Origin of the sequence: Fischerella sp. JS2, from assembly GCF_032393985.1 — a bacterium.
Classification (GTDB): Bacteria; Cyanobacteriota; Cyanobacteriia; order Cyanobacteriales; family Nostocaceae; genus Fischerella.
In genome coordinates, this window is the sequence record NZ_CP135918.1 from 6,836,892 (window position 1) to 6,854,535 (window position 17,644).

Genomic DNA, 17,644 nt, shown 5'->3' on the forward strand with positions numbered 1-17,644 from the left:
TTACTTTGATAGCCTGTTTTTACACGCTTTTTTTATTAACTTCTGCTGAGTATATGTAATGACAACAGAATCATTACCATCCCGTTTAAAAATACTTTCTTACACAACTTTATTTGTCAGTATTGCTTTTGGAATTGTGGGACAACTGCTCATGAAACACACCATGAGCAATTTGAATGCTGGATTTTTCTCCTGGACATTCATTCAACAATTGGCACTTGCTTTGACAACATATAGCCTGGGTGTTGTGAATTGGGTATTTGCTTTACGAGTAGTGAAATTAAGTATTGCCTATCCTTTAACAAGTCTAAACTATGTAGGAATTTTATTTGGCTCTTATTACTTTTTTGATGAAAAAATTACTTCGGTTCGTATTATTGGTGTTGTACTAATTTTTATAGGAGTTTTACTAGTCGCATTGCCAATTCAAAAATCAAAACAGCATCATCATTAGGTAACAGCAAATGAACCTAATTCCTTGGTTAATTTTAATAACAGTGGTGATTCTAGGTACAGTTGGACAGTTATCACTAAAATATGCTTTCCAAGCTCCCAAATCCTCTAATTTAGAGCAAAAATCCTCTAAAAATTTGTTGCTTTCGCCCTTCTTTTGGATATGGTTTACTAGCTATGTCATCGTGACTATTTTATGGCTGTTAGTCCTGCGAACAATTCCTCTGAGTCAAGCATTTCCAGCTCTTGGTTTAACGTTTGCCTTAGTGCCTTTAGCGTCTAATCGTTTTTTAGGAGAAAAAGTCGTTCTGAGTCAGTGGTTTGGTATTGCAATTATTATCACTGGTGTCATTCTTGTTGTACAGAAATAGCTAGAAAAATTTTTAGGATATTATAGCCATTAATTCTCTGCATTCATCTAAATTATTTGGCTAGTTATTAATCTTTGTAAACGACATAAAATTAATACAAGAGAAAAATATATGACAAATATTCCTAGAAAAATATTAGTGACTGGCGTTGCTGGTTTTCTTGGTTCCCATCTGCTCGATAAACTAATCGCTTGCGGTCATGAGGTGATTGGTATCGATAACCTATCAATGGGAAAAATAGAAAATATTGGGCATCATTTAACCAATAAACAATTTCAGTTTCTGCAAAAAGATATTACTGAAAAAAGTACCTTTGATAACTTAGCTACAGATATTGATTGCATCGTTCACCTGGCCGCCTTCAAAATTCCCCGCTACGGCAAAGCCATTGATACATTGAAAATTAACTATCAAGGTACAGATAATGTGTTGGAGCTAGCACGACAGTTAAATTGTAAATGTGTGTTGGCTTCCACCTCCGATGTTTACGGACGAAACCCCAAAATTCCCTTCAGCGAAGACGATGATTCTGTGCTTGGTTCGTCAAAAGTTGCCCGTTGGAGTTACGCTGTTTCCAAACTCTTTGATGAACATCTTGCCTTCGCCTATCAAGATAGCTATGGTTTTCCTGTAGTCCTGCTCAGGTTTTTTGGTTCCTACGGCCCACGCCATCACCTCTCATGGTGGGGAGGCCCTCAATCAGTATTTATTGAACAAGTATTAAATGATGGTGAAATTACCATTCATGGTGACGGAATGCAAACTCGTAGCTTTACCTTTGTCAGCGATACTGTAGAAGGAATATACGCCGCCACTATCAAACCAGAAGCTAATGGCGAAATTTTTAATATTGGCAGTAATCATGAAATAACCATTCTTGAACTTGCCCAAACTATTAAACGACTGAGTAATACTCCTGGTGAACTCAAACTTAAGTTCATTCCCTACGAATCTTTCACCGGTCGCAAATACGAAGATGTTAGACGGCGAGTTCCTGATAGTACTAAGTGTGAAAAACTTCTGGGTGTGAAAGCACAAGTAGGACTAGAAGAAGGATTATCTCGTACTATTTCTTGGCAGCGTAGTTTGGGTCTTTATAAATATTAGAAGCATGAAGATAGGCATTATTGGTGGCGGGATAATGGGGTTATCACTAGCCTATCGACTGTCACAAAAAGGTCATAAAGTCACTGTTTTTGAAAGCAGTCAACAACTTGGTGGACTTGCCACTTATCACGATTTTGGTGCTTTTGTTTGGGATAGATTTTATCATGTGATTCTGCCATCAGATAAATATCTAATTCAGTTTATTAAAGATATTGGACTGGCAGATCAATTGCGTTGGCGAGCTACATTAACAGGGTGTTACATAAATAAAAAATTATATTCCATCAGTAACACCTTAGAATTTTTCTTGTTTCCTCCCCTTACTTTTATAGGTAAGCTACGATTAGCTTTTACTCTGTTGTACGGTTCGCGGATAAATAACTGGCAAAGACTAGAAAAAATTCCGGTAGAAGATTGGCTATTACGAATCTCTGGGAAGAATGCCTACGAAAAGTTGTGGAAACCGTTACTGCTAGCAAAACTGGGAGAAAACTACAAACGTGTCTCTGCGGTTTTTATTTGGTCTTACATCAAACGTCTATTTTCGGCGCGTGATTCCTCATTGCATAAAGAACAACTAGGTTATATTGCAGGTGGATATAAAACGGTTTTTGATCGTTTGGCTAATTTAATTCACGCTGCCAGTGGCGAAATTCGTACAGGTGTGGCTGTGGAATATATTGCACCACACTCAGAAAAAGGGATTTGGGTAGAAAGTAACAGCAAAAAAGAACATTTTGATAAAGTCATATTTACAGCACCTGTAAATGTTTTGCAACAGGTAGCAGCGAAAGATTTAGTGCAGATTGCTGGGGATGGTGCAACAGTAGAATACCTGGGTGTAATCTGTATGGGACTGATTACCCGTAAAGCATTAGTTCCCTACTACATTGTCAATGTTGCTGATCAGCAAATTCCGTTTACTGGTGTGTTGGGAATGAGTAACCTAGTTTCTCGCCAAGAAACAGCAGGACTGCATCTAACTTATTTCCCAAAATATGTGCATTCTGATGATCCGTTGCTAAAAAAATCAGATGAAGAACTGCGTAACTTGTTCTTCCAAGGACTGCGTCTGATGTTCCCAGACTTGCAGGTTGAAAATATTGTATCAGCACACATTAACCGGGCTATGAAAATGCAACCGTTACAGGTGCTGAATTATTCTCAGCTTGTCCCCAAAGTATTGACGGAACATGAAGATTTTTATGTGCTGAATACCTCACAGTTTCTCAATGACACGCTTAATAACAATACAGTGGTACATCATGTGGATGAATTTGTGAGTCAGTTTCACTTCTAAAAATTAAACACTGGGTATAATTTTGTCTTAATAAAATTTTCTTCTTGTTAAGAATGTAACATCACTTTGCATATCTAAGAATTTATTGTGACAAAGCTTTAATCAACACCTTGCGACTTACACAACAATGGCTAATCAAACTATTTTTACAAATCAGACACCTAGTAATCCAGATATTAGCGATGGTGTGGGCTATGAACTAGGAATGAAATTCCAAAGTAATAAAGCTGGTCAAATTACTGCAATTCGGTATTGGAAAGCAGCCAGTGAAACAGGTAATCATGTCGGCAATATTTGGGCAGTAACAGGTGGTAGCCCATTGGCGACTGTTACTTTTGCCAACGAAACAGGTTCGGGTTGGCAAGAACAAGCCTTCAGTACTCCCTTAGATATTCAACCCAACACAGTATACATAGTTTCGGTTAACTGTAACAGTCATTTTGCTGTCACCAATAATGGCTTAGCATCTTCAATTACAAATGGAAATCTCAGTTCAGTTGCTGATAACGCTAATGGTGTTTTCGGTGCTGTGGGTACTTTCCCAAATAACTCCTACCAGAACAGCAACTACTTCCGTGATATAGTCTTTGCCCCTGTAATTATTCCTACGATTACTAAGGTTAGTGGTGACAATCAAACTGGCACAGCAGGAACAGCCTTAGCAAATGCGTTGGTAGTAAAAGTCGATGATGGTAATGGTAATCCTCAATCAGGAGTTACGGTTAACTTTACTGTTAGTAGTGGCGGTGGCTCGGTTTCGCCTACCAGTGCTGTTACCAATGCCAATGGAGAGGCTAGTACTGTGCTGACTTTGGGAGCGCCACCCAATGGTGCGCTTATCCCCATCACCAATACTGTAAATGCAACTGCATCAGGTGTTGGTACAGTTACTTTTACTGCCACTGGTAATCCACCAGGAGTTAATATTTATACTGTTTTTACCAATCAAACACCTGATAGTCCAAATGTCACGGATAATACTTCTTATGAATTAGGTATGAAGTTTAGTAGTACCAAGGGTGGTCAAATTAGTGCTATTCGCTACTGGAAAGCGGCCAGTGAAACAGGAACCCATGTAGGCAAAATCTGGACAGCAGATGGTCAGTCGTTAGCAACAGTTACTTTTGAAAATGAGACTGCTTCCGGTTGGCAACAGCAGGTGCTGAGTACACCAGTTAATATTGACCCAAATACGACCTATGTAGTTTCCGTCAACGCCAATGCATACTTTCCCATCTCTTACGATGTCCTAGCAAACTCTATTGTTAACGGGGTAATTAGCTCAGTTGCTGACGGCAATAACGGCGTTTATGGCACTGTAGGCTCTTTCCCAACTAATTCCTACCGTAATAGCAACTATTTTCGTGATGTGGTCTTAGCGGTTGGTAGTACAGTTAATAAGGTCAGTGGCGATAACCAGACTGGTTCTGTAGGAACTACTTTACCCGATCCTTTAGTGGTGCGAGTCGAAGATCCGGATGGTAATCCTCTTTCAGGAGTAACGGTTAACTTTGCTGTTACCAGTGGCGGTGGTTCAGTTTCGCCTACTAGTGCTGTCACAAATAGTAGTGGTCAAGCTAGCACGGTCCTGACTTTGGGGTCAATACCTAGTGGTCCAAATAATGCAGTGATTGTTAGGGCTACGGCAGTCGGTATCGGTACTACTAACTTCCAAGCCAAAGCAACACCTACAAATCCCAATCCTATTTATATAGAGAATGCCAAACCAGGAACTACTAATTGGCAGATACCTAACTCTAACTACGCTCAAGATGAAATTTCGGGTTATGCCACAGCTACTAGTGTTAATAAGGGTGAATCGCTACCAATTAAAGTATCCTTAGCCCAAGCTGGTAGTTTCAAAGTAGAAGTGTATCGTTTGGGATACTACGGTGGTTTGGGTGGTAGGTTGATATCAAGTAGTGATGCTATCAGTGGTAACACCCAAGATCCATGTACTTTAGACTCTAATACTGGCCGAGTTCAGTGTAACTGGTCTACTTCTTATACCATTGCTGTTGGTTCTGATTGGACTACTGGGTTGTACATTGCTAAGTTAATTGACCAAACAAGCAATAAGCAATCAGCGATCTGGTTTGTAGTGCGTGATGATAGCAGTAATGCTGACATCGTATTTCAAAGTAGTTTTACTACTTTCCAAGCTTATAACGCGATGGGTCAATATAGCTTATACGCTTGGAATAGTCTAAATGGGCAGAAGGCTGTGAAGGTATCCTTTGACCGACCCTTTATTCAAACAACTAGTAACGGCGCGTGGTATTACGACATGATGACTCGTTTTGAACGTCATATGGTGCGCTGGCTAGAATCTCAAAGCTACAATATCTCTTACGTGACTAACTTGGATGTACAAGGTAACGTACAGAGGTTACGGCAGCACAAGGTATTTCTATCAGTAGGTCACGACGAATACTGGTCAACACAAGAAAGGGATACCATTGAACAAGCACGGGATGGTAGTCCGAAGGTAAATTTAGGATTTTTCACTGCTAATGCCGCTTATTGGTGTATACGCTTTGAAGACTCTAACCGGACTATGGTTTGCTACAAAGATAATTCTGATCCCGTATCACCTACAAATAAATTCCGGTTAATAAACCGTCCAGAAAATGCTTTGTTGGGTGTCATGTACACTGGCGATGATGTTTCTACATACAATACTTTTAACTTCAATAATCCTACTTACTCTGGATATGATTTTGTAGTTAGCAATAGCAGCGACCCTTATTATGCTAATACTGGGCTGAGTAACGGTGATAAGTTGACCAGTCTGGTGGGTTTTGAGTGGGATGCAGTGATAAATAATGGTGCAACACCAAGCGGATTAGTAGTACTGTCTCAGTCGGTGGTGAGTCCACAGTCAACTGACCAAGATTTACCAGCTGGTACTAATTACAACGTCTCAAATGCAGTCCGCTACACTGCTGCTAGCGGGGCAAAAGTATTTTCTACCGGATCTATTCATTGGATGTTCGGTTTAGATAATGGCGGTAACAGTCCTAGTCTTGTAGATCCTCGTGCTAAGCAGATAGCTGTCAATGTATTGGCAGACTTAGGTGCTAAACCCCAAACTCCAGATCCAAACGTCATTGTGCCTTAAATCTTTGATGCCACTACGACTACTACGACAGGATCTAAAGTTATGTATTTAAGAATTAGACGCCGAAGATTTGCACAGTTGATGATCTCTGGTGCCGCAGCTAGTGCGATCGCTAATTTAGCAGGAAAAGCTGTTGGGCAAGTTCCATCTGTTGAAATTTCATCCGATCAAATTCTGGGTGTACGCTTAAGCAAGCCGGATACTGTAAGTGATGTTAAAACCACCCCCAGTATCTCTTTAGTTACTGCCAATCCAGTCACTGGTGAGCAGACTACTCTAGTTGATATTCCTTCCACAAATGTTACCTCTAGAAGTGTTAACAATGATGCTAGAGATTCTACAACCACATCTGGAAACAAGACAAAATCTCTGGCTACTCAACCGATAGAGCGAATTACTGCTTTTACTGTCTCATTCGATGGCAAATTAGTAGTTAGCTCTGTATTAAGTCAGCAGCAAGGTAATTTTAGCCGTCTGCTCATACTTGATGCGAAGTCTGGTAAATTACAAACAGCACTGGAGCTAACTGGCTTTACTACCAAAAATGCTACATTAGAAAGTCTAGTAGCGACAAAAGAAAATTACTTGGGTCTGGTCAGTCTAAGTGGTGGAATTACACCCTTTGAATTTGTAGGTGTTGAACCTACTTCAGGAGAAATATTTCCTGGTGCAAAACTTTCGCTACCAGACTTGTTTTTTGCCCAACGCTATAGTAATCTTGCCCTGGCTCCCGATGGTACAATTTATGCTACTAATTTGGGTTCACAGGGTTCTACTGTTTTGATTCAGATAGACCTAGCTGACCGCTCAGTAGTCACTGGAAAAGCAAAAATTAAATCTGTGGCAGTATTAAGATATAACAAAGAAAAATTAGAAAATGATTTGTTAAGTTTAGCTATTTCTTCTAAAGGTGAAATTTATGCCTTAGCAAAACCAAAACGAGATGGAACAAATTCTTTATTTACCATTGATTCTAAGACTGGAGAAATGACTTTTATCCGAGAATTTGCAGTAGATAAGATTGCATTTTCTCCGTTATAAGAACTTGTGGTTGACAAAGTTTTTTTAAAAATTGTTTCTAATCTAAAAAAATCCTCTTTTGCCGATTGTGTCAATGCAAGAGAGGATTTTTTATCCTAAAATTCTTGGGAGCAAAACTCATGTATTTAGATAATGTAGATGGTGACAGAAAAGAAAATCGATGCTCAGTTAGCATTATTGTTCCCTGCTTCAATGAATCTGAAGGTATTGCGGCACTCAAGACAAAATTGTTACCTGTGGTAGAAAAAATACGTGACTGTAGATTGGTAGAAATAATTTGTATAGATGACGGTAGTACTGACGATACTTATCTACAATTACAAAATTACCTTGGACAAGCCGCTGAGATCATCCGCCATCCCAAAAATAAAGGACTTTCAGTCGCAACCCAAACCGGATTAGGAGCAGCAAAAGGCGATATCATCTGTGTTATGGATAGTGACTGCACATATGATCCCAAATATCTAATTGACCTTTTAGATTTAATGCGTCCTGGTATAGATATCGTTACCGCATCTCCTTATCATCCTCAAGGTCGTGTTAAAAATGTCCCTTCTTGGCGTTTATTTCTTAGTAAAGGTTTATCACAAATATATAGAATAGTTTTGCCACAAAAACTTTATACCTATACTAGTATGTTTCGTGCTTACCGACGTGAAATTCTTGAGAAAATACCCATTACTTATCCAGGTTTTTTAGGGTTAGTAGAGATTGTTGCTGAAGCAATGTTGTGTGGATATAAAGTAGTTGAATTACCTACAGAGTTAAGTAATCGCATCTATGGACAATCAAAACTACGCGTAGTGAAAGTAATTTGGAGTCATTTAAAGTATATTGGCAAGTTAACATTCAGACGTTTATTTGTGGCACAACCAAGTAGAGTTATCCTCTACAAATATAAATAAGTAGGTAAAACACAAATAAAATTATTATGAAAATAGTAACAATCTTAGGTGCAAGACCACAATTTGTGAAAGCGTCGGTAGTTAGTTGTGCGTTCCGTCAAGTAGGAATTGAGGAAATAATTGTTCACACAGGTCAGCACTTTGATGCGCGCATGTCTGATATCTTTTTCAAAGATCTAGATTTGCCACAACCGGACTATCATTTGAATATTCATAGCCTCAATCACGGGGCAATGACAGGTAGAATGATGGAAAAAATAGAGGAGTTATTATTACAAAACAGACCTAATTGGATATGTGTTTATGGCGATACTAACTCTACGCTAGCAGGTGCATTAGTAGCTGCAAAATTATATATTCCCTTAGCTCATATTGAAGCTGGACTACGCAGTTTTAATCGAGAAATGCCAGAAGAAGTAAATCGTGTGGTGACAGATCATCTGGCACAACTATTATTTGCACCAACTCCTCTTGCTATAGAATGTCTACAAAAAGAAGGAATTGTCCAAGGTATCCATTTAGTCGGAGATGTGATGATGGATGCCATTTTGACTTTTAAATTAAAAGCCAACAATTCTTCTAATATTCTCAGTAAATACCAGTTAAATCCGCAGACATTTTATTTAGCAACTATCCATCGTCCCAGTAATACAGATAATCGCGATCGCCTCAGTTCTATTCTCAAAAGTTTGACAGAACTAGATTTACCTGTGGTATTTCCCATCCATCCACGAACACAGGCACAAGTTCAGAAACAGGGATTAGATTTTTATCTTGAAAGTAGCAAAATTTTAGCAATACCACCAGTCAGTTATCTAGATATGTTGGTGCTGGAAAGTAACTGTCAAGGTTTAATCACAGATTCTGGTGGTATGCAAAAAGAAGCCTATATCTTGGGTCGTCCTTGTTTTACCATGCGTAATGAGACTGAATGGAAAGAGACAGTAGAAGCTGGTTGGAACAAACTTGTGCAACCAGAGACTTTAAAAGAAGCGATCGCCAACTTTATTCCACCATCCCAATCACCTCTGTTTTATGGTGAAGGTAATGCTGCAACTAAAATTACAGAAGTTCTCCTCAATGAGAGAAACTAAATAATTAAGTGATTTACATGATTAAAAATATGCAAAATCAAGAGACGTTGAAAGTGTCAAACCATCAACTTATCAATATGATTCCCTACATTATTATCATCGCTACAGTACTTGCTGCATGGTTTCCTGTACTTGGTGGAGGTCCACTCATTGGCGATGAACATGTTTTCACTTTGATATTTAAAGATGGTGTATTTGCCTATTTTAGTAGCTGGTTCTCATCTTGGGGAACAATGCGGCTTTTAGGTCAAGCAATCAATGGTTTTAACACAACTCACCCTACTTTCTGTTATTTTCTATTAGTTTTTACTCATATTTTCACAGTCTGTTTATTTTTTAGAGTTAGCCAAATTCTACTAAAAAGAACAAGTCTGTCATTAGTTTTAGCATTAATAATGGGTCTTTTCCCTTGGGGATATCAGTCAGTTGTACAGATTATGGGCTATACGACTATGCTGTCTACAACATTATTTCTGGGGAATCTATTACTAATACTAAATTTTGCCAAAAATGCTAAATCGCAACCATACATATTTATTATTAGCTATCTTTTAACTTTCATTACTCAGTTAATATATGAAAATCTTGTATTTGCATTTATGCTCAGTGGTGTGGTTATCTGGCTTGAGCAATATCAAAATAGATTTCGATGGAAATCTATTGTTCAAAATATTCAAACAAGAGTATCTGGGTTGGCTCCCTTTTTAGGAGGATTGACATTTCTGATTTTATCCAAATTGACAGTTAATCTTAGTAATGTTAACAAGACTCTTGGGCGTTCACTCACTATAAATCCAGAAGCTGTTTTTTCAACTTATTATTATCAGTACACAAATATATATATTTTTCAACCTTGGTTGAACTCAGATACACGCAACTTGATTTTTTTTGCTTGGAACTGGATTAATATTATAGCGTTTATTCTTTTATTAAGTATTTTTATTGTCAGCTTATTTATATATTTCAAACAAAAAAGTCAATTTTTAGAAGATCACAAAAATTTAAGTAGCCAACTATTTGTTTACTTACTTTCATTAATGTTGGGAGGATCTTTTATTTTTGTTGTTGCTGGTGGTTATACTCTCGATACTCGGAAAAAATATGCTTTAATTCCACTGATGCTACTTGCATTCGGTTGGATTTGGTGTAATTTATTTGAACACAGATTCAAGATTTCTCGCAAATTTATAGTTATCCTAATGACTTTAGGGTTGTTTGGTGTTAGCACTACTTGGGTAGTAGTAGGGACTTATCGTTACGAGGTAATGCGTCAAGATGCTTTAGCAGCCTTTCTAGCCACAAACAATATTGTTGGTGATATTCAACTTAAGCATAATCCTGATATTGAAGCTGCCTGGCCGACAATGGCTAGTACCGTGGGTTTTAGTATTTTTGATGATTGGGCAATTAATATTGCTCTCAGAGCCAAGCGTAATAGATTATGTTGTAAAACGTTAATTGATATGAATTGGATTTTGCAAGATCCATATGCTGTTCATACCACTGCAAATTCCAATGCACCAAAATTAAGTTTTGATTCCAATAAATTCCGTTGGCAATTAGTTGATAGCCAAGTTAAAAAATGATTAATTAAAAATAAATATTTTGCTCAAGTAGTTGTAATAAAAATTCAAAATGCTTAAAAATAAAGTAATCAATGCTGCCTATGAATTTATTAAGCCTCATAAATGGCTAGCTACTAAAGCTCTAATATTATCGGTTTTAGTATATGTATTAGAAGTCACTAGCACAGCGTTGGTACTACCTTTAACTCAAGTATTAGGTAACAATCAGGTAAATACACATACTCAATCATCTGGACTACTCAATAGTTTAGTTAATTTATATACAAATATTCCAGAATCATGGCAACTGCTATCTGTCGTTTTAAGTTTATTTTTTATAACGATAATTAAAAATCTTAGCTCTTACTTCTCACATATCAATATCAATGATTTCATGTTGAGGAGCGGTACTATACTTAGACAGAAATGTGTTGAACGTTTCTTGGAGTTAGAGCTTCCTTTCTATACACGTACAGGTTTAGGAGAACTTCTCAGCTATGTAAATGAACAGGCTCAACGCAGTGAGCAATTTTTTTCTCGATGGCTTGAATTATTACGAGAGATAGTAGCAGTCACTTTACTTTTATGTTTTTTGATTATACTATCTCCAGCTTTAACAATCGTTACTGTTGTCAGTTTGACTTTAGTTGCTCTATCTCTACGAGCAGTGATTGCTGGGATTCGGGTTTATGGTCGCCGATCAGCTGATGCGATTGAAAATTTTTCTACTTTGATGACTGAGATTATTAGTGGTATTCGAGTCGTCAAATCATTTAATGCAGAATTAAGGGAACTACATCAAACCAAGCAAGCACTACAAGAACGTTATAAAGCAGAGTTAACAGCATTTAGATTCTATTCAGCTGTCGCACCTGTGACAGAAACAGTCGGAATTTCGGTTTTATTAATTATTTTGATTACAGGAGTAAGTCTGTTTTCTAATGCTGGAAATGTAACTTTACCTATTTTGCTGACTTACACTTTGACATTATTACGAACCTTGCCAAGGGTAAATCATCTAAATGGTTTACGTTCAGAAATCTCCTTACTACAAGGAAGTTTTGAGGCCGTTCAGGAATTTTTGTCTAGTACAGCTAATTCTGAGTTACCAGATGGCCAGCAGCACTATCAAGGTTTGCAGTCAGAGTTAGTATTAGAAAACCTGACTTTTACTTTTCCGAACAACTCGGAACCAACATTGTGTAATATCAACTTTACAGTTAAGAAAGGAACAACGACCGCAATTGTTGGACCATCTGGAAGTGGTAAATCTACATTAGTAGACTTAGTAATGCGTTTTTATGACCCTGAGAGTGGGAATATTCGCATCGATGGAATCGATTTGAGAAACTTACAGATTGGTTCTTGGCGAAGAGCGATCGCGATGGTCAGTCAAGATACGTTTTTATTTAATGCTTCCATCAAAGAGAATATCGCTTATGGTCGCCCAGATGCAACCGAATCTGAGATCATCATAGCTGCTAAAAAAGCCTATGCCTATGAATTTATTCAAGATTTACCACAAGGCTTTGACACAATAGTTGGCAATAGAGGAACTAGACTTTCTGGTGGTCAACGACAGAGAATAGCGATCGCCAGAGCAATATTGTGCGACCCCGATATTCTGATTTTAGATGAGGCAACCAGTGCTTTAGATTCTAAATCAGAAAGAATAGTGCAACAAGCAATAGAAGAAGTCAGCCGCGATCGCACTGTCATTGTCATTGCTCATCGTCTTTCTACGATTGAGAAAGCTCATAAAATAGTAGTGCTTCAAGATGGCAAATTAGTAGAGCAGGGTACGCATCAAGAGCTATTAGTGAATCGAGGGACGTATTACTCGCTCTACCAATCTCAATCATTTTCAGATAATTCAATCATTAAAACTAGTTAGTTAATTTTAGGTTAATCAATGAAATTGCTGCGAAATACTAAAACTTTTTTCTCAAATCCTGAAGTACCTTTAGAGTATTCGAGATCCTGGATAAGTAAACTTAGAAACTCTGGTAGAGCTACGCGATTTTATTCAAAATGGTATTAAATTAAGAGGTCTGACTATGAAATTGCTCAAGATTCTGAAGTTAGCCAAGTTATTTGGGAAAATTGGATTGCTAAACCAAAATAAAGCTTTCTATTTTTTATATTCCACTTCTATAAATATTGTTATAAACCTCGAAATTAAACAATATGACAATGAGTAAACTTAGAACTCTAATTAAAACTCTGCAAACAGGGCAGTTTTGGTATTTGTTTCCACACTACTACTATTTAAGGAAGCGTTCTATAGATATAGAACAAACAATGCCAGTAACCACAGCTAACTACGGCACTCCAAATGTTACTGAAGTACATATGTTAACTGGTGCTAAACATCATTTAGACCTTTTATATGCAGCCAAGTCATTTGTTTACCATTATCAAGCCCCTGTTAGCCTAGTTATTCATACTGATGTTAGTGTTAACGACGAAGTTATTCAAAGAATAAAGCGACATTTACCACAAGCAAAGATATTTATAAGGCAAGAGCGTGACCAGCTAGTTGAACCAGAACTAGAAAAGCGTGGATTGATACACTGCCAAGAATTTCGTCGCATTAATGTCTTTGGAGCAAAACTAATTGATGCTTTTATGTTGTCCCAATCTGACAAAATCATTCTGCTCGATACAGATTGCCTTGCTTTTAAGCCACTTCATAAATTGCGGGAGTTAGTAAATAATCCTCAGCCTATAAACGTCTTTGCAAAAGACCCTGAAAAATATCCCTATAGCATTTCTTCAGAAAAAATTAAACAATATTTTGGAGTAGATATAAAACCACATTTGTGTGCAGGTTTTTGCCTAATTAATCATCAATTAATTGACTTTGATATTGTGGAGAAATGGCTGTCAACACCAGGATATCCCATGCATCATCATTTTGCAGAGCAAACAATTACCGCAGCGCTTGCGAGTCAGAGTGATTTAGTGATATTACCTGATGATGAATTCAATACAGGACGCCTGTATGATGAAAAAACTTGCAGCTTCATCCACTACTGTGGTCACTATTTAAGCGGGACACGAATTGCAATGCGAAAAATAGGACAGTCAATAGTTCTTAAACAGCTACACGTATAAGCATAAAACATTAAATATACACATTAAATATACTTTTATATGAAACTTTGTTGGCTAATTCCTGGCGATCGCGGTGGAGGAATTGCACCTGTTGCTTTGTCTTGTTGTCAGCAAGCTGCTAGGGCTGGATATGAAACAACATTGCTCATGCTTGTTCCACCCACTTGGATCACTGGTGATAATTTCCGAGTAGCTTCTTTAGAATTGTACGGCTATGCCCCAGAAACACCACAAGTCTTGCTGCAATGGCTTAAGGAGAATCCACAAGATGTATTATTTTTTAATGCTTGTGGAGAATTTGAGGTAATTATTCCCTACTTACCCCCAAACGTCAAATGCGTTTTCGTCGTCCACGACACTGCTCCTGGATATTGGCGTAAAGCCCTAGAAGAAGAAGACAATTTAGAGGCAATCATTGCTGTATCCGAAACTGTAGCTAGTAAATTTCGCCAGCAATTAAAACAAACTAACAAGTTGTCAGTCATTCATAACGGCACAGTCTTTCCAGAAAAACCTGATGCAAATCTTATACGGCAAGATGAACTGATATTTCTAGGTGGTGAAAATCCAACCAAAGGGGCTTTTGATGCCCTCAATTTGTGGAAACAACTGATGAAGTTGAGATTTGCAGGTAAGTTGCACTGGTTTGGTAATGTCACACCAGAATTTAAAGCTAGGATTGAACAATTGCCTAATTCAGAACTGATTCATGTTTATGGTTATGTGCAACGTGACCTCATTTTTTCTACAGCAGCATCAGCAAAGGTTTTGCTGATGCTGAGTCGTGTTGAGCCGTTTGGCATGTCTACGATTGAAGCGATGAGTATGGGATGTGTGCCAGTTGCTTGGGATATTGACACTGGCACAAAAGAAATTGCTAAGGCTAATCAAACAGGATTGTTCGCACCATTAGGCGATTTGCAAGCCCTAGCCAAACAAGTACTATACGCTTGTGAAAATTATTCAACTTTTAATGCAGCCGTAATTGAACAAGCACGATCCAATTTTAATGAAGCAGTCATGTGGCAAGGCTATGAAACCCTTATTCACCACATCTCTACTATGCAGCTAATTGAAAGGAGTAAAAAAGGTCAGCAACCGACTCCTTTCCAACCCCCTGTACATCGTTTTCAGCTCTTACCTCCGCGTCTGCGTTCCGCAATTAGAAGATTGATTGGGCGATCGCCTAATCTTGGCTACTGGCTGCGGGATATGCGTGGATGGTAGGACACAGAACTAGCAGAAGCTTTCTCACTTAAACAATGCAGATTTGTTTACACTCTGGTCAGTTTTTTCCTGTTATTGGTGGTATTGCCCAAGTTAGTTATACTTTGGCTAGTTACTGGGTTAAGCAAGGACACTCCGTCATTGTTGTTACTGACACCCCTGCACCTGCTCACCAAGATACTACCTTTAACTTTCCAGTTATCCGTTGTCCAACTTTTGCAAAGTGGAATGCTTTACTAAACAACAGTGACATTATCGTCTCAAACGGTTATAGCTTCCGACACATAGTTCCGTGGCTGTTATTTCGTAAACCTATTATTTGGATACATCAAATTTACATTCCTGATTTAATTGTGTCTTATCAGAATTGGCGGTATATGCTTCGACCCATTATAGGACGAGCAATATTACCCTTAGCAACTAGTCATGTATACATCAGCCGTGCTGTTGAACAAAAAATTGGCAGTAGAAAAGGAGTTGTAATTTATAACCCAATAGAAGATTGTTTTCGTCCTTTACCTAATATTGCAATTAACAATGATTTTGCCTTTTTTGGCAGGATGGACAGTGAAAAAGGTGTTGATACCTTACTTGAGGCTTTGGCAATTTGTAAACAGAGGGGTAAGATTTACCAACTAGATTTGTATGGGGAAGGACCTGCTGTGAATGATTGGCAGAAATTAGCCCAAACTTTGGAAATAGCATCTCAACTGCGTTGGCATTCTTTCTTACGAGGTGAGACATTAGTGCAAGCAATGAATGCTGCTGGTGTTGTTGTAGTGCCATCGCGATGGCCAGAACCTATGGGCGTAGTAGCAGTAGAAGCAATGGCCTGCGGAAAAGCTGTGATTGGTTCACACGAAGGTGGTTTAGGAGAAGTTCTAGAAGGTTACGGTATGGTATTTGCAAATGGTAATGCCCAACAGTTAGCAGAATGTATGATGCAAGTCAGGGAGTGTCCAGATTTGCAAGAAAATTTGGCCAAGAAAGCATACATGCGATCGCATGACTTTGCTGTCAGCACCATCGGGAATCAATACCTACGATTCTTTGAGCAAATTTTGAATAACAGATAATTAAAAGTGTCATTAAAACTCAGTTATTATCTTTTATATTTATTGGCTATTAATTTATAAGCTTTAGACTAGTCTGTATACATTTTTCTCCATTGAATTTTTTTATGAAAATCCTCTTTTATTGTGGCGGATTTGCTCCATTAGGAGGAATTGAAACATTCTGTAAAAACCTTCTGTGTTATCTTCAGTCTAAAGATTATGATTGTCGTCTAGTCTGTTGGGGACAAAAATCACCTCTTCTGGATGCAATCAAACAAGCAAAAGTAAAAATTATCCATTCTCCTTGGCGATGGGGCTGTCAATGGCATATACCAGATTGGCTGCTTTTGCCTCTTGGTCTTCAACAAATCAAACAAGCTGATGTTATTATTCTGAACAAGCTCTTTCCTATTGGTATTTTAAAAATACTGAAATTACAAGCTAGTAATCATACAAAGTTCATTTACATAACGGCCTACCGACCAGCAGAAATATTTCATGATTCTGAAATCATAAAAATTATAGAGGCATTAAGTTTTTTTGATTTAATTCTAGTACAATCATCTATATTTATAGATGATTTATATAAAATTGGCTATCAAGGAAAAATCGAATCTCTTCCACTCATACCTCACAAACCTCTTTTACCTAGACCGTTTCCCCCACTACAGGAATTAAAAATTGGCTTTTTGGGTAGACTTGTAGAAGATAAAAATATTCCTTTGTTGCTGAATACATTTAGCAAATTACAAAAAAAATATTTCCAATTTTATGAATCTAAAATCCAACAGCAACAAACACTTAGCTTACATCTTTTCGGTGATGGACATTTGCGTGAGCAATTAGAACAAATAGCTGAAGATTTAGGTATAAAATCATCCGTTATTTTTTATGGGAATATTCCTAATGATGAAGTAGAAACAGCAATAGCATCATGTCACATTTTTGCTTTTACTTCTCGCAGAGAAGGGCAATGTTTAGCAGCTTTGGAAATTTTGGGTGGTGGTAGACCAATTGTTGCTACAGCCGTAGGAGCATTCCCAGAGATTTTGTCTGATTCTCGTCTAGGCAGAATAGTAGAGTCTACTAACCCTAGCGACTTTGCTGATGCCTTAATGAAAATGGCAAAGTTAGTAGAGCTAAATGCAGTATGTCCAGAAACAATATATTCAGCTTATCTAGAACGGTATGACCCAGAGAAAGTTGCTGAAAATTACGAAAACATTCTAAGTAATTTATGTAAACAATAAGTATGAATATTTTGGTAGCTTTTATAAAAAATTTATAG

General features: G+C 37.8%; 14 protein-coding genes. All 14 read left to right on the top strand.

Annotated features, from left to right (window positions below; genetic code table 11):
* Window positions 1-58: 58 nt before the first annotated feature.
* The 14 genes from RS893_RS29305 to RS893_RS29370 all read left to right on the top strand — a co-directional run bounded on the left by RS893_RS29305 (window position 59) and on the right by RS893_RS29370 (window position 17,606).
* Window positions 59-454: an EamA family transporter gene (locus RS893_RS29305; RefSeq protein WP_315789067.1), complete on the top strand. Its 396-nt coding sequence runs from the start codon at window positions 59-61 to the stop codon at window positions 452-454.
* A gap of 10 nt (window positions 455-464) precedes the next feature.
* The gene (locus RS893_RS29310; protein WP_315789068.1) at window positions 465-824 is read left to right on the top strand and encodes an EamA family transporter; all 360 of its coding nucleotides are present in this window, start codon (window positions 465-467) and stop codon (window positions 822-824) included.
* 111 nt (window positions 825-935) lie between these two features.
* A complete protein-coding gene (locus RS893_RS29315) occupies window positions 936-1,931 on the top strand; it encodes a GDP-mannose 4,6-dehydratase (protein WP_315789069.1) in 996 nt (331 codons plus the stop codon).
* Window positions 1,932-1,935: 4 nt separating this feature from the next.
* Window positions 1,936-3,231 (top strand): NAD(P)/FAD-dependent oxidoreductase, encoded by a 1,296-nt coding sequence (locus tag RS893_RS29320; protein ID WP_315789070.1) that lies wholly within the window; start codon window positions 1,936-1,938, stop codon window positions 3,229-3,231.
* Window positions 3,232-3,358: 127 nt separating this feature from the next.
* Window positions 3,359-6,352: a N,N-dimethylformamidase beta subunit family domain-containing protein gene (locus RS893_RS29325; RefSeq protein WP_315789071.1), complete on the top strand. Its 2,994-nt coding sequence runs from the start codon at window positions 3,359-3,361 to the stop codon at window positions 6,350-6,352.
* A gap of 42 nt (window positions 6,353-6,394) precedes the next feature.
* Window positions 6,395-7,393: a hypothetical protein gene (locus tag RS893_RS29330; protein ID WP_315789072.1), complete on the top strand. Its 999-nt coding sequence runs from the start codon at window positions 6,395-6,397 to the stop codon at window positions 7,391-7,393.
* Between the two features lie 119 nt (window positions 7,394-7,512).
* Complete coding sequence (locus RS893_RS29335) at window positions 7,513-8,298, top strand: glycosyltransferase (protein ID WP_315789073.1); 786 nt, start codon at window positions 7,513-7,515, stop codon at window positions 8,296-8,298.
* Between the two features lie 26 nt (window positions 8,299-8,324).
* Complete coding sequence (wecB, locus tag RS893_RS29340) at window positions 8,325-9,392, top strand: non-hydrolyzing UDP-N-acetylglucosamine 2-epimerase (protein WP_315789074.1); 1,068 nt, start codon at window positions 8,325-8,327, stop codon at window positions 9,390-9,392.
* A gap of 17 nt (window positions 9,393-9,409) precedes the next feature.
* Window positions 9,410-10,978, top strand: coding sequence for a hypothetical protein (locus tag RS893_RS29345; protein ID WP_315789075.1), 1,569 nt, complete (start codon window positions 9,410-9,412; stop codon window positions 10,976-10,978).
* Between the two features lie 49 nt (window positions 10,979-11,027).
* On the top strand, window positions 11,028-12,851 hold the full coding sequence (locus RS893_RS29350; protein WP_315789076.1) for an ABC transporter ATP-binding protein: 1,824 nt from the start codon (window positions 11,028-11,030) through the stop codon (window positions 12,849-12,851).
* 299 nt (window positions 12,852-13,150) lie between these two features.
* Entirely contained in the window at window positions 13,151-14,074 is a 924-nt protein-coding gene (locus RS893_RS29355) for a hypothetical protein (RefSeq protein ID WP_315789077.1), read from the top strand.
* Between the two features lie 39 nt (window positions 14,075-14,113).
* Window positions 14,114-15,301, top strand: a complete 1,188-nt coding sequence (locus tag RS893_RS29360) for a glycosyltransferase family 4 protein (RefSeq protein ID WP_315789078.1) — start codon at window positions 14,114-14,116, stop codon at window positions 15,299-15,301.
* Between the two features lie 35 nt (window positions 15,302-15,336).
* Window positions 15,337-16,377 carry a glycosyltransferase family 4 protein gene (locus RS893_RS29365; RefSeq protein WP_315789079.1) on the top strand — a complete coding sequence of 347 codons (1,041 nt, stop codon included), beginning with the start codon at window positions 15,337-15,339 and terminating at the stop codon, window positions 16,375-16,377.
* A gap of 104 nt (window positions 16,378-16,481) precedes the next feature.
* A complete protein-coding gene (locus RS893_RS29370) occupies window positions 16,482-17,606 on the top strand; it encodes a glycosyltransferase family 4 protein (RefSeq protein ID WP_315789080.1) in 1,125 nt (374 codons plus the stop codon).
* Window positions 17,607-17,644: the final 38 nt, after the last annotated feature.

What these genes read in the sequence shown, in the direction of transcription:
- RS893_RS29370 (WP_315789080.1), top strand. Translation starts at nt 16,482, where the DNA reads ATGAAAATCCTCTTTTATTGTGGCGGATTTGCTCCATTAGGAGGAATT.
- RS893_RS29310 (WP_315789068.1), top strand. Translation starts at nt 465, where the DNA reads ATGAACCTAATTCCTTGGTTAATTTTAATAACAGTGGTGATTCTAGGT.
- RS893_RS29330 (WP_315789072.1), top strand. Translation starts at nt 6,395, where the DNA reads ATGTATTTAAGAATTAGACGCCGAAGATTTGCACAGTTGATGATCTCT.
- RS893_RS29305 (WP_315789067.1), top strand. Translation starts at nt 59, where the DNA reads ATGACAACAGAATCATTACCATCCCGTTTAAAAATACTTTCTTACACA.
- wecB (WP_315789074.1), top strand. Translation starts at nt 8,325, where the DNA reads ATGAAAATAGTAACAATCTTAGGTGCAAGACCACAATTTGTGAAAGCG.
- RS893_RS29315 (WP_315789069.1), top strand. Translation starts at nt 936, where the DNA reads ATGACAAATATTCCTAGAAAAATATTAGTGACTGGCGTTGCTGGTTTT.
- RS893_RS29345 (WP_315789075.1), top strand. Translation starts at nt 9,410, where the DNA reads ATGATTAAAAATATGCAAAATCAAGAGACGTTGAAAGTGTCAAACCAT.
- RS893_RS29365 (WP_315789079.1), top strand. Translation starts at nt 15,337, where the DNA reads ATGCAGATTTGTTTACACTCTGGTCAGTTTTTTCCTGTTATTGGTGGT.
- RS893_RS29355 (WP_315789077.1), top strand. Translation starts at nt 13,151, where the DNA reads ATGAGTAAACTTAGAACTCTAATTAAAACTCTGCAAACAGGGCAGTTT.
- RS893_RS29320 (WP_315789070.1), top strand. Translation starts at nt 1,936, where the DNA reads ATGAAGATAGGCATTATTGGTGGCGGGATAATGGGGTTATCACTAGCC.
- RS893_RS29325 (WP_315789071.1), top strand. Translation starts at nt 3,359, where the DNA reads ATGGCTAATCAAACTATTTTTACAAATCAGACACCTAGTAATCCAGAT.
- RS893_RS29335 (WP_315789073.1), top strand. Translation starts at nt 7,513, where the DNA reads ATGTATTTAGATAATGTAGATGGTGACAGAAAAGAAAATCGATGCTCA.
- RS893_RS29360 (WP_315789078.1), top strand. Translation starts at nt 14,114, where the DNA reads ATGAAACTTTGTTGGCTAATTCCTGGCGATCGCGGTGGAGGAATTGCA.
- RS893_RS29350 (WP_315789076.1), top strand. Translation starts at nt 11,028, where the DNA reads ATGCTTAAAAATAAAGTAATCAATGCTGCCTATGAATTTATTAAGCCT.